The sequence below is a fragment of the Streptomyces sp. NBC_00005 genome (genome assembly GCF_045160215.1).
Lineage (GTDB): Bacteria > Actinomycetota > Actinomycetes > Streptomycetales > Streptomycetaceae > Streptomyces.
Genome location: NZ_CP108316.1, coordinates 2,685,616 through 2,697,914, shown reverse-complemented (window position 1 = coordinate 2,697,914; position 12,299 = coordinate 2,685,616). Strand labels below are relative to the sequence as shown.

At 70.7% G+C, this 12,299-nt stretch carries 11 protein-coding genes; 5 read left to right on the top strand and 6 right to left on the bottom strand.

All coding sequences use genetic code 11. The features are described 5' to 3' along the window. Nucleotides 1-20: 20 nt before the first annotated feature. Both OG303_RS12780 and OG303_RS12775 read right to left on the bottom strand, forming a co-directional pair. On the bottom strand, nucleotides 21-605 hold the full coding sequence (locus OG303_RS12780; RefSeq protein ID WP_405867943.1) for a class I SAM-dependent methyltransferase: 585 nt from the start codon (nucleotides 603-605) through the stop codon (nucleotides 21-23). After that, nucleotides 605-1,045: an SRPBCC family protein gene (locus OG303_RS12775; RefSeq protein ID WP_405867941.1), complete on the bottom strand. Its 441-nt coding sequence runs from the start codon at nucleotides 1,043-1,045 to the stop codon at nucleotides 605-607. The genes OG303_RS12780 and OG303_RS12775 overlap by 1 nt, the downstream gene beginning before the upstream one ends. Nucleotides 1,046-1,352: 307 nt before the next feature. Between OG303_RS12775 and OG303_RS12770 the strand changes: the two genes are divergently transcribed. After that, a complete protein-coding gene (locus OG303_RS12770; RefSeq protein ID WP_405867939.1) occupies nucleotides 1,353-2,573 on the top strand; it encodes a cytochrome P450 in 1,221 nt (406 codons plus the stop codon). Between the two features lie 25 nt (nucleotides 2,574-2,598). Here OG303_RS12770 and OG303_RS12765 read toward each other — a convergent pair whose 3' ends face one another. Together OG303_RS12765 and OG303_RS12760 are read right to left on the bottom strand one after the other, a co-directional pair. Continuing rightward, complete coding sequence (locus OG303_RS12765; RefSeq protein WP_405867937.1) at nucleotides 2,599-4,047, bottom strand: family 43 glycosylhydrolase; 1,449 nt, start codon at nucleotides 4,045-4,047, stop codon at nucleotides 2,599-2,601. A 54-nt stretch (nucleotides 4,048-4,101) separates the two neighbouring features. Next, nucleotides 4,102-5,601, bottom strand: coding sequence for a family 43 glycosylhydrolase (locus OG303_RS12760; RefSeq protein ID WP_405867935.1), 1,500 nt, complete (start codon nucleotides 5,599-5,601; stop codon nucleotides 4,102-4,104). 258 nt (nucleotides 5,602-5,859) lie between these two features. Between OG303_RS12760 and OG303_RS12755 the strand changes: the two genes are divergently transcribed. After that, nucleotides 5,860-6,525 carry a histidine phosphatase family protein gene (locus OG303_RS12755; RefSeq protein WP_405867933.1) on the top strand — a complete coding sequence of 222 codons (666 nt, stop codon included), beginning with the start codon at nucleotides 5,860-5,862 and terminating at the stop codon, nucleotides 6,523-6,525. 27 nt (nucleotides 6,526-6,552) lie between these two features. On the opposite strand, the gene OG303_RS12750 is transcribed toward OG303_RS12755, so the two are convergent. Continuing rightward, a complete protein-coding gene (locus OG303_RS12750; RefSeq protein WP_405867932.1) occupies nucleotides 6,553-8,337 on the bottom strand; it encodes an FAD-binding dehydrogenase in 1,785 nt (594 codons plus the stop codon). Between the two features lie 348 nt (nucleotides 8,338-8,685). Here OG303_RS12750 and OG303_RS12745 point away from each other — a divergent pair, with 348 nt between their 5' ends. Then, nucleotides 8,686-9,828, top strand: a complete 1,143-nt coding sequence (locus OG303_RS12745; RefSeq protein ID WP_405867931.1) for a helix-turn-helix domain-containing protein — start codon at nucleotides 8,686-8,688, stop codon at nucleotides 9,826-9,828. Between the two features lie 66 nt (nucleotides 9,829-9,894). Here the strand turns inward: OG303_RS12745 and OG303_RS12740 are convergent, their stop codons facing one another. Next, the gene (locus OG303_RS12740; RefSeq protein WP_405867929.1) at nucleotides 9,895-10,521 is read right to left on the bottom strand and encodes a thiol:disulfide interchange protein DsbA/DsbL; all 627 of its coding nucleotides are present in this window, start codon (nucleotides 10,519-10,521) and stop codon (nucleotides 9,895-9,897) included. Between the two features lie 278 nt (nucleotides 10,522-10,799). On the opposite strand from OG303_RS12740, the gene OG303_RS12735 reads away from it, so the two are divergent. Both OG303_RS12735 and OG303_RS12730 read left to right on the top strand, forming a co-directional pair. After that, the gene (locus OG303_RS12735) at nucleotides 10,800-11,330 is read left to right on the top strand and encodes a hypothetical protein (RefSeq protein ID WP_405867927.1); all 531 of its coding nucleotides are present in this window, start codon (nucleotides 10,800-10,802) and stop codon (nucleotides 11,328-11,330) included. Between the two features lie 65 nt (nucleotides 11,331-11,395). Beyond that, complete coding sequence (locus OG303_RS12730) at nucleotides 11,396-12,253, top strand: DUF4097 family beta strand repeat-containing protein (RefSeq protein WP_405867926.1); 858 nt, start codon at nucleotides 11,396-11,398, stop codon at nucleotides 12,251-12,253. Nucleotides 12,254-12,299: the final 46 nt, after the last annotated feature.

Genomic DNA, 12,299 nt, shown 5'->3' with positions numbered 1-12,299 from the left:
CGCCCAGGTCGCCCCGCGGGTCACCCGGACCCGTCGGCCGGTACCCGCAGCACCAGGACGCGCAGCCCGCCCGGCTCCAGGTCGTACCAGTGCCCCCGGCTCCAGCCGTCCAGGAGTCCGCCGACCTCGGCCGCCGTCAGCCCGATGCGCCGGCGTTCCTCGGGCAGGCGCGTGGCCAGGGGGGTTGTCACCGCCCATGCACCGCCGGGCCTCAGCAGTCCGCGCACGCGCTCCGAGACCGCCTCCTTGTCCGCCATGAACGCGAGGACGAGCCGCATCGTCACCAGGTCGAAGGCCGCCCGCGGCAGCACGGCCGCCGCGTCCTCGAAGTCCAGCCGGACCACCTCCAACCGCGGCTCCAGGTCCGCGTACCGGTCCCGCGTGGCCGCCACCGCCGACTCGGCCCAGTCGACCGCGAGGGTGCGAAGGCCGAGACCCGCCAGGGCCGCCGCGTATGTGCCGAGGCCGCAGCCGACGTCCAGGGCCCGGGCCCCGGCGGGTGGGCGCACGGCCTCGGCGAGCAGCCGGATCTCGTGGTCGTCGGCGCGGTGGAAGCCGTTGCCGGCGGCGAAGTGTTCCTCCCAGTGGTCCCGGCCGACGGGCATCACGGCATCCGGAGAAGGCGGTTCGCCGCACGTCCGAACATGTACCGGGCGGCCCCGGCGAGGAGCGGATCGAAGAGTCCCGGCAGCAGCCGGACCCGCAGCTCCTCCCGCCAGACCACCCGGCTGCGCCCGCCCGGCCCCGGCCGCACCTCGATCTCGGCCCACCCCGTGACGACCCGCCCCCGCTTCTCCAGCCGGCACAGGCCGGCCTCGGTGTCCGTCGGCGGTCGCCACACGGTGACCTCCATCGGGTCCTCGAAGGCGAGCGGCCCGAGTCCCGAACGGGCCACGAAGACCGTGCCCTCCTGCGTCGGCGGGGGCGTGACCACTCTCACGCGGGTCAGCGGGACCACCGCGCCATGGCGGGGCCAGTCCGTGAGGCGGCGCCACGCCTCGTCGAGGGGGAGCGGTGCCGTGCGTTCGAGCAGGAAGTTGACCACGTGACGAATCGTAGGGAATCCGGGCTGCTCAGAAGGGTGTTCACCTGCGCGTCACGCACTTGGCGCAGCCGGGCCTGCACGAGGAGACGTATACCGGACGGCGGATGGTGGCCGCCGTATACGGATCGGCGGGTGCGGAACGCCGTGGGCGCGGTCGGTATCCGGCGCGAGGTCATCGCAGGGACAGCGGCCCGCGAAGGCGGGTCCAAGGTGTTCCGACCGCACCCGGAAGCCCCCTACCGCATCCGCACACCTGTACGGCACCATGAGCCCGACCCCGCACCACCGCCGGCCGGGAAGGTGTCCCGTGGACCGTCAACTGCACGACAGGCTCGACGAGTTGCAGCGCGACCCCTACCCGCACTACGAGCGGGCGCGAGTCACCGAAGGCTTGACGTACGTCGCCGAACTCGACGCCTGGCTGGTCGCCCGCGACGCCGACGTACGAGAAGTCCTGCGCCGTACCGAGGACTTCTCGTCCGCGAATTCATTGACTCCCGACGTCCTGCCCGCACCCGCGGCGCTCGCCGTCCTCGGCGGTGGGTTCGGCGGAGGACCCGTCGTCGTCACCGCCGACGGCGCACGCCACCAGCAGCTGCGCGCGCCCATCGTCCGCGGGCTCTCACCGGCGCGTGTCACGGCGATCCTGCCGTACGCCGCCGAGCGCGCAGCCGCCCTGGTCGACGCGTTCGCCAAGGACGGCCGGGTGGAGCTGATGTCGGCGTACGCGGAGCAGCTCCCCGGTGAGGTCATCGGCCGGATCGTCGGCCTCGACCCCGCCGATGTGCCCGCCGTCGTGCACGGCGGGTACCGCGCCGAGGAGCTCCTGTTCCGCCCCCTGGAGGAGGACGCACAGGTCGCCGCGGCCGAGGACGTGGTCGCGATGCAGCGCATCCTCGACCGGTACGTACGCGAACGGCACGCGCAGCCCGGCGACGACCTGTGCACGGAGCTCGTCAGGTCCGTCGCAGGCGAGGGCGAGGGCGAACTCACCCTGGAACAGCGCCACGAACTCGTCGCCCATCTCCAGAACCTGCTGATCGCCGGGCATCTGACCACGACCGCCCTGATCGGCACGACCGTTCTGCACCTGCTCCGGCATCCGCGCCAGTGGGAGCTGCTGTGCGCGGAGCCGGAGCGGATCCCGGCGGCCGTCGAGGAGGCCGCCCGCTACGACAGCGCCCTGCAGGGCTTCCGCCGGGTCACCACCGGCCCGGTCACCCTCGCCGGTACCGAACTCCCCGCCGGGGCAACGCTGTTCGTCGCCTTCGGCGCGGCCAACCGGGATTCCTCCCGCCACCCGCGCCCCCACGAGTTCGACATCACCCGCACCCCCGAACGCCACCTGGCCTTCGGCCTCGGCGTGCACGGCTGCCCCGGCTCCCAGTCGGCCCGCGAGCAACTCCGCCTGACTCTGGAGGAGTTGACCCGCCGGCTGCCGGGCCTGCGCCTGGCGGACGACCGTCCGGTCACCATGCGGCCGACGATGATCCACCGTTCTCCGCAGAGCCTGCACCTCACTTGGTGAGGAAGGCCGCCGGGGCGCGTTCCTCCTACTGCCGGTAGAAGGTGGCGTCCCCCTTGTCCGTCGCCGTGCTCGGAGTCTGCACGTACAGCAGGTAGTTGTAGTGGCGGACGTAACGGCCCGCGTAGCCGTACGACTCGTAGGAGACGCCCGCCGAGTCGGCGAGACCCGCCCGCTGGTAGAAGGTGGCGTCGGAGGCGAACGTCGACGTGCCGTCGTTCTTCTCCACCCAGACCTCGAAGTTCTTGTGACGCAGGTAGTAGCCGGGGTAGTTGGCCGACTCCAGCGACACGGTGCCGCTGCCGGCCAGGCCCGTCACGACCCGGAACTGCGAGTCCGCGAGCGGGCTGGTGTTCGCCTCGATGCGGGCGCGGAAGTCGTAGTGGCGGATGAACCGGTCCGGGTAGTTGTACGACGAGAAGCGCTGCGGGGTGACCCCGTCGGCGACGGGGATGCCGAAGTCGGGGGTGCCGTCCGCCTTCCAGTAGACCTTCTGGACGCGGGTGCGGCGGTTGGGGTCGTTGAGCGGGTCACCGGTGATGTCCTTGTAGCTGCGGTCGTGGTAGACGAGGATGTCCGACTTTCCGTCCTCGGAGACGGTGAAGGAGTTGTGGCCCGGGCCGTACTGCGAGGTCGAGTCGTTCGACGTGAAGACCGGCTGCGCACCCTTCGACCAGGACGCCGGGTCGGTCAGGTCGGCGGTCGCGGAGGCGGTGAGCATCCCCAGGCAGTAGTTGGCGTCCGTGGCGCTCGCCGAGTACGTCATGAACACCTTGCCGCCGTGCTGGATGACCGCGGGGCCCTCGTTGACCTTGTAGCCGACGGTCTCCCAGGACAGCGTGGGCTGGGAGATCTCGGCCGGAGTCCCTTGAATCGTCCAGGGGTTGGCCAACTTGGCGATGAACAGGCTGGTGTTGTTGCTCTCGGACGGGTTGCGCTGGGCCCAGGCGAGATAGCGGACGCCGTTCACCACGAAAGTGGTGGCGTCGAGCGAGAAGCTCTCCCAGGTGGTCTTGATCTGGCCCTTCTCCGCCCAGGTGGCGGTGAGCGGGTTGGCGCCGGTGCCCTCGAGGACGTACATCCGGATCGCCCACTGGTCACTGGTCGACCCGGCGGCGAAGTACACGTACCACTTGCCGTCGATGTAGTGGATCTCCGGCGCCCAGATGTGCGCGCCCATCACGCCGCTGGCGTGCTTGGTCCAGATCGTGGTCTCGGGGGCCGTCGACAGGCCCTGGATGGTGGTGGCCCGGCGCAGCACGATGCGGTCGTACTCGGGGACCGTCGCGGTGAAGTAGTAGTAGCCGTCGGTGTGTTTGTAGATGTGCGGGTCGGCGCGCTTCTCCGCGATCGGGTTGGTGTACGTCACGGCGGGGGAGTCGGGCACGGCCGCGTGGGCGGCGGAGCCCGGTCCGGCGAGGCAGCCCGCGACGGCCATGAGCGCGGCCAGCAGCAGGCGAACGGCGTTGCGTCTCAAGGGAGTTCTCCGAGTTTTCCGAGGTTTCGGAACGAGGGGGATACGCGTGGACGGTCAGGTGGTGGGGACGAGCCGCCACTGCTGGCAGGTGTTGTTCAGCCAGGTCCACTGGCGTACGTCGGCGCCGTTCGCGGTGGAGCAGTCGGCCACGTCCGCGACCTTGCCGCTGTTCTCGTTCACGATCCGGACGTAGTCACCGGTCGCCGTGAAGACGAGCCGGGAGCGCTGGCACTTGTTGTTCAGCCAGGACCACTGCCGGATGTCGGCCCCGTCCGCGGCGGAGCAGTCGGCGGTGTCCAGCACCTTGCCGGTGGCCACGTTCACCAGCCGGTTGGTGTCGTCGGCCAGATCCTCCACCTTCCACTTCTGGTTGGTGCCGCCGTTGCAGGTCCACTGCTGGACGTTGGTGCCGTCGGCGGTGGCACCGCCCGCGACGTCCAGGCACTTGCCGCTGTTGCGGTTGACGAGGGTGTACGAGGTCGGGGTCGCCGCCGCCTCGCCGGACGGGCCGGGCAGCGAGGTGCCGAGCGCGACCGGGGTGCCGAAGTTCGGGGTGCCGTCCGAGTTCCAGGTGAACTTCTGCGCGCGAGTGGTCCGTCCGTTGCCGCAGCCGCCGGAGGAGGACGAGTTGGCGTGGTAGACGATCCAGCTCTCGGTGCCGTCGGGCGAGGTGAAGAAGCCGTTGTGCCCGGGCCCGTACACGCCGTTGGCGTCACTGCGCTGGAAGACCGGCGTCGACTTCTTCGTCCACGACGAAGCGCTGAGCGGGTCCGAACCCGTCAACTCCAGCTGGCCCAGCTTGTAGTCGGCGGTCTGGCAGTAGCTCGCCGAGTAGCTCAGGAAGGTCCGGCCGTTGTGATACAGCGGCTCCGGGCCCTCGTTGACCGGCGCGCCCGACTTCTCCCAGTCCAGCGTCGGACTGGAGATGACGGTGAAGGTGCTGCTGGAAAGCGTGTACGGGTTGCTCATCGGCGCGATGACCAGGCTCTGCGTACCGCCGTTCACGAACCCGCTGCCGACCAGGTACAGCTTGCCGCCCGTCTGCAGCACGCTCGCGTCGATCAACCAGCCGTTCGGGGAGAGGTTGGACCCGGTCAGCGTGTTCTTGTACGTGTACGGGCCCAGCGGGTCGGTGCCCGCGCTCTGAAGGACATGGGTGCGCTGCGAGTCGCAGCAGGCCACGCCGCTCTGGCCGGCCGAGTAGTACAGGTACCAGTGGCCGTCGATGAAGTGGATCTCCGGCGCCCAGATGTTGGTGTTGCGCGTCGAGGTGGTGTCCGACCACACCTGGACGTTGGGCGCGGTGGCGAGCCCGGCGAGCGTCGGCGACTTGCGCATGCCGAGGATGCCGGTGAACGTCGTGGTGATCAGGTAGTAGTTGCCGTCGTAGTACTCCAGCCAGGGGTCGGCGCCCTTGGACGACTTGAGCGGGTTGGTGTACGGGCGGCCGTCCGCCGCGGACGCGGGTTGCGTCGCCGCCACCAGCGAGATGAGTACGGCGAGCACGCAGAGGAGGAGCGGTCTGCGGCGCGTGCTGGCGTGGGTCTGAGGCATACGAGACCGTCCCTGTCCGTATTTCCCGACTAGACGTTCGTGATTTCGAACGCAGTTCGTGATTCCGGCCAGAAGATAAAAGTGCGGGCATGCCCCCGTCAACGGTTTCGTCATCCGCGCTTTGCACGCGCTTGGCTGTTTGATGGAGGGGACGATGCCGACCGCGACGTCGCGGCGCCGTCAACTACCGTGATCGACATCGCCGTTCGACGATCCACCGCACCAGCCGCCGACATGCCGGGAAGCAGGAACATCCGTATGCCGCTCATCTGCCTCGTCCGCCATGGGCAGGCCTCTTTCGGCGCGCAGGACTACGACGTCCTGTCGGCCCTCGGCCGCGAACAGGCCACCGCCGTCGGCCGCGAACTGGCCCGCCGCGGTCTGCGCGACCCGCACTTCGTCTCCGGCACTCTCGTCCGCCAGCGCGACACCGCCCAACTCCTCGCCGACGCCGCCGGTTTCGAGAAGCCCTCGCTGGAGGACCCGCGCTGGAACGAGTACGACCCCGATGCCCTGACGTCCCGCTACCCGCACCCTCACTCCGCGCCGGTCGGCCGGGCGGACTCCCGTGCCGTGCAGGAAGTCCTGGACCGCGCCCTGGGGTTGTGGATCGAGGACACCACCGACACGGGCCCCACCGGCTGGACGGCATTCGCGGGCGGGGCGGCCACGGCGCTGGCCGAGTTGTCCGCGGCCCTCGGCAAGGGCCGCGACGCGGTCGTCGTCACCTCGGGCGGCGTGCTCGCCGCGCTCTGCGGCACGCTGCTGTCCCTGCCGGCCGCCGGAGTGGTCGCCCTCAACCGTGTCGTCGTCAACGCCTCCGTCACGACCCTCGTCATGGGCGGCTCCGGGACCAGCCTGCTGACCTTCAACGACCACGCCCACTTCACCGGCGACCGACGCCGGCTGCTCACCTACCGCTGAGCTCCCGCAATCCGCCCGGCACCCGGTTCACGTCGCCGTCGCCTCCGCCGCCGCGCGTCCCGCCCGGCGGCCGGAGAAAAGGCAGCCGCCCAGGAAGGTGCCCTCCAGGGAGCGGTAGCCGTGGACTCCGCCGCCGCCGAAGCCGGCGACCTCCCCGGCCGCGTACAGACCGGGCACGGGCGACCCGGAGGAGTCCAGCACCCGTCCGGACAGGTCGGTCTGGAGGCCGCCCAGCGTCTTGCGGGTGAGGACGTTGAGACGTACGGCGATCAGCGGACCGGCGCTCGTGTCGAGGATCTTGTGCGCCGACGCCGTACGACTGAGGGAGTCCCCGGGGTAGTTGAGCGCGTTGCGGATGCCCATCACCTGGACGTCCTTGGTGTACGGGTTGTCGATCTCCCGGTCGCGGGCGTCGATCTGCCGCTTGAAGTCGGCGAGGTCGATCAGGCCGTCACCCGTCAACTTGTTCATCCCGGCGACGAGTTCGGACAGGGTGGAGGCGACGACGAAGTCCTCGCCCTTCTCCTTGAACCGCTCGATCGGCTCCGGCGTCTGCCAGATCCGGGAGAGCAGCTTCCAGATGTCCTTGTTGGTCAGGTCCGGGTTCTGTTCCGACCCGGAGAGCGCGAACTCCTTGGCGATGATCTTCTGGGTGGTGACGAACCAGGAGTAGTCGTAACCGGAGTCGGTGATCGACTTCAGGGTGTGCAGGGTGTCGTACCCGGGAATGTCGGGCGTGTTGAAGCGGCGGCCCTTCGCGTCGAACCACATCGACGACGGACCCGGCAGGATCCGGATGCCGTGGTTCGGCCAGATCGGGTCGTAGTTGCGCAGGCCCTCGGTGTAGTGCCACATCCGGTCGGGGTTGACGATCCGCCCGCCCGCCTTCTCGGTGATCGCGAGCATGCGGCCGTCCACGTGCGCGGGCACTCCGGTGACCATGAACTTGGGCGGGGTGCCGAGCCGGGCCGGCCAGTTCTGCCGTACGAGATCGTGGTTGGCGCCGATGCCGCCCGAGGTGACGACCACCACCGGGGCGCGCAGCTCGAAGTCGCCGACGACCGTACGGGAACTCGGCTTGCCGCGGGCGGCGCTGCTCGGCTCCAGGACCGCGCCGCGCACGCCGGTGACCGCACCGCCGGTCGTCACCAACTCGTCGACGCGGTGCCGGAATTTGAAGGTGACGTTCCCGGCGGACACCGCGGCCCTGACCTTCTTCTCGAAGGGCTCGACCACGGCCGGTCCGGTGCCCCAGGTGACGTGGAAGCGCGGCACCGAGTTGCCGTGCCCGTCCGCGAGGCCGCCGCCGCGCTCGGCCCAGCCCACGATGGGGAACCACTGCACGCCGAGCCCTGCGAGCCAGGACCGCTTCTCCCCGGAGGCGAAGTCCACATACGCCTCGGCCCACTTGTACGCCCAGTGGTCCTGCCCGCCCGCGTCGTCGATGCCGCGGTCGAAGCCGGCCGCGCCGAGCCAGTCCTGCCAGGCGAGTTCCTTCGAGTCCTTGATGCCCATCAGGCGCTGTTCGTCGGAGTCGACGAAGAACAGCCCGCCGAACGACCAGAACGCCTGCCCGCCCAGGCTCGCCTCGGGCTCCTGGTCCAGGAGCAGCACCTTGCGTCCCGCGGCGGCGAGTTCGGCGGTCGCGACGAGCCCGGCGAGACCATGGCCCACCACGATCGCGTCCGCGTCCTGGGACTCGGCGGCGGAGGCGGGAAAGGTCTGGGCGAGGGCGGCCGTGGCCAGCACCCCGCCGGCCACGGTCAGCGCGCGGCGGCGGGTGATCCCGGCAGGGGGAACGGAGTTGTCCATGGACTGCCTTCCGCGAGGGGACGGGAGGGGATGGGATGGGAGGGGACGGAGAAAGGAGAAAGGGGAGAACAGAGAGGCGAGAGGGACGGGAAGGTCGAGAGAGGTGAGAGCGGCGAGAGAGGACGGGAAGGTCGAGAGGGGCGAGAGAGGACGGGGCAGGAGGGGCGGGGCGGGCAGGGACAGGGAGAAGTCAAGGGAGTGCAAAGGTGTTCCTGCGAGAACCGCGCTGTTACCGTCGGTAGCCCACAGGAAACCAGCTCGTCACGCCCTTGCGGTAGTGGCCGGGCGTCAACGCGAGGGCCGCCGCGTTGTGGCCCGGCGACATGCGGGGACGCCAGGAGGGGGCCCATGACCGTCGTGCACGGACCCGAGCCGGTCGCCGACATCCTGCGGCACATGGCCGACGACGCGGACGTCTGCGGGGAACTCGTCCGCGCCGCCCGGACCCGGTCACCCGAACTGGGCCTGCTCGGCGAGGCGGAGACCCGTTCGCACGTCACCGCGCTGATCCTGGCGGCCGGCCCGTGGTTCACCTCCCTCGACCGCGTCGAGTCCGTCGACGAACAGGACTTCACCGCCGCCCTGTTGCTGGGCGCCGACCGTGCCGTCCAGGGGGTCACGGTGACCGCCGTGCTGCGGGGCGTGCAGGCCGCGCTCACCCGCGCCGTGGAGATCGCCGTGGACCGCTGCCGCACCGCCGGAGTCCCCGACGGGGCACTCCTCTCGGTGGTCCTGCGCATGAAGGAGTACGGCGACGCGGTCGAGCGCCATGTGGTCAACGGCTACCGGGCCGCGGAACAGAACACCCCGCGTGAGCCGGACGGAAGCCGCGGACGGCTGCTGCGGCAACTGCTCCTCGGCGGAGTCGTCCCGCCCGCCGAGGAGTTGACCCGGGCCGGCATCCGGCCGAGCGCCGACGGCCTGCACCACTGCTTCGCCGCGACCGTGGCCCACCCGGGCGCCCTGCCGGTCTCGGCCCTCCTCGACGGCCACGTCGCCGGGCTCTGTCCCCGCCCGCCCGGGCCCGAGCCGATCGCGCCCGGCGCCCTGGTCGTCGTGGCACCGGCGGCTCCCGCGGCGGAACTGCGCGCGCTGTACCGGCTGTGCGTGCGGGCTGTCGACCTCGGCAGGGCGGGAGGCCGGGTCGGTCTGTACGACCTCACGGACCTCGCCGCCGAACTCGCCCTGGCCGAACAGCCGCTCCTGGGCGCCTACTTGAGCCGCCGCCTGCTGGACACTCTGGACCCGGCGGACGACTTCCACCGCCAACTAGCTCTCACCGCACGGACGTTCCTCGACACCGGCCGTCGCCTCGACCAGACGGCGGCGGCCCTGTCCACCCACCCCAACACCGTGCGCTACCGCCTCGGCCGCCTCCAGCAGATCACCGGCGGCGCCCCCACCGACCTGCCCACGGACGGGGCTTCGGGCCCCCTGCACACCCTGCACTGGTGGTGGGCCCTCACCACATGGCTGCAGGCGGACGGTTGACCCGTCCGCCTGCTCCTTGCCGCCAATCGCACAGCCAATCGCTCAGCCGATCACTCAGCCGATCGCTCAGCGGTGCGCCGCGGTGCGATAGAGGTGGTCCATCACCGAGAGGGTGTCGGCAGCACTGCCGACCTGGAGCGGCGAAGTGCGGAAGCGCCCGCCGACTACCACGGTGGGCTCTTCGACCACCTGGTAGCGCTCACGGAGAGCGGGTGCCGCCTTGACGGCATCGGTGACCTGCTTGGACCTGTAGGCGGCTCGGACCCTGCTCACGTCGAGCCCCTGTGTGGCCGCCCATGCCAGGACGTTCTTCTCGGTGGTGAGCTTGCGGTGCTGGTCCCGCACGGCATGGAAGACCGGAAGGGCCTCCCGCTCCGCGAGGCCGAGCCGGTCCAGCGTGTAGTACAGGCGGGCGTAGGCGAGTTGGTCGGGCTGGTCGGTCCAGGCGGCGGGGATCCGCACCACCTTCACCGCGGGACTCTGCCGTGCGGCCCAGGCCTCCAGCGGCTTCTCGAACTTGTACGAGTCCGGGCAGTCGTACCAGAACACCTCCACCACCTGCCGGGCGTCCACGCCGGTGACCCGGTGCTTGAGCCGGAAGTACTGCTCCCCCTCCTTCGGTCCCGTGGCGGCGGCGCCGAGCAGGCAGGTGAGAACGGTCGACAACGCGAGCAGGCGAATCATCTTCTTCATGGCGGCCACCCTTGCGCTCCGCGTCTCGGCCGACCCCGGTGACACACGCAATGTCCCTCGATCGGCCCGCCCGGCTCCGGTCCGACGGATGGGCCACAGTGGCATCACGTGGTGCCACCGGGTGTGCCAGAGGGGGGAGAGGCTCCATGTGGCACCGTGTTGACGCAACTCGGTGTCGGCGTGTTTTCGCAGGTCGAGACGTATATGGCGATCCCGGTTCGTGATTGCTCTCCTTACGGGCTTGCGTATGGCGCCAGAGTGGTGCCACTATGGCGCACATGGACCTCACGCCCTATGTCGACAACCTCCGCCGCGAACTCGCGGTGGCCGCCGAAGCCGGTGGCGAGGAAGCCCGCGAGCTGGCCGAGCGGCTCACCGCTCCGCTGGAGTCGGCGACCCGACTGACGATGCTCAATGTGCTCTCCGCCGCGATGGACGAGATCACCCGTGAACTCGCCCCGGGCTCCGTCGACGTACGGCTGCGCGGGCTCGACCCCGACTTCGTGGTGACACGGCCGGCGGCCGACGAGGCGTACGAGGGTGTGAGCGGGCCCGCCGAGCCGCTCATGGCGCCGGCCCCGGCACCCGCCGACGGCGACGACGGCGGCACCGCCCGCGTCAACCTGCGCCTGCCCGCCCACCTCAAGACGCGCGCCGAGGAGGCCGCGAGCCGCGAGGGCCTGTCGGTCAACGCGTGGCTGGTGCGGGCCGTGTCGGCGGCGGTCGACGGCGGTGCCGCGCCGCGTACGGCACGTACGGCGGAGAAGACCCGCACCGTCGGACAGAGCTTCACGGGCTGGGTGCGCTAGCCGCGCGCCCCGCCCGCCCGAATTCACCCGGAATTTCACCTGAGACCCAAGAGGACGGGACAGCCATGCCTTCTTTCGACGCTCCCTTCGACACTCCCGAACCGATCTCGGCCACCGCCCAGGTGGACGCGGGATCCATCCGGTTCATCGCCGCCGACCGGCTCGACACCCTCGTCGAGGTGCAGCCCCGCGACCCGAAGAAGGACCAGGACGTACGGGCGGCCGAACAGACCGAAGTGCGGTACGCGAGCGGTCTGTTGACCATCAGGACGCCCAAGGGGCGCCGTCTCATCGGGCCCTCCGGAGCCGTCGACGTGACGGTCGAACTGCCCACGGGCTCGCAGGTGGACGTGGCCGGCGCCGCGGCCAGTGTGATCGGCGAGGGCCGGCTCGGCGAGGTCCGTGTGAAGGTGACGGCCGGCGACGTCCGCCTCGACACCACCGGCCCGCTGAAGCTGACCGCGTCGCACGCCTCGATCACCGTGGACCGGGTCGAGGGCACGGCCGAGATCACCAGCAGCACCGGCAATGTGCGCGTCGGCATCGTCGACGGCCCCGCCGTCCTGAAGAACTCGCACGGCACCACGACCGTCGGCACCGTGACCGGCGAGCTGCGGATGAGCGGCGCCAACGGCCCCATGGACATCGCGCGCGCCGAGGCGTCGGTCACCGGCACCACGACCAACGGCCTCCTGCGCCTCGCCGAAGTCGCCCGGGGAACCGTCCAGTTGGAGACCTCCAACGGCTCCATCGAGATCGGCATCCGCGAGGGCACCGCCGCCTGGCTCGAGGTCAGCTCCAACCGCGGGCAGGTGCGCAACAGGCTCGCCACGTCCGAGGCCCCGGAGCAGACCGAGGACACCGTCCGGGTACGGGCACGGACCAACTGGGGCAACATCGACGTCCTCCGCGCCAAGGCCTGAGTCACCTCGTCTCTCCCCCTCCCTCCCCCGGGAGGGCGCCTCACCT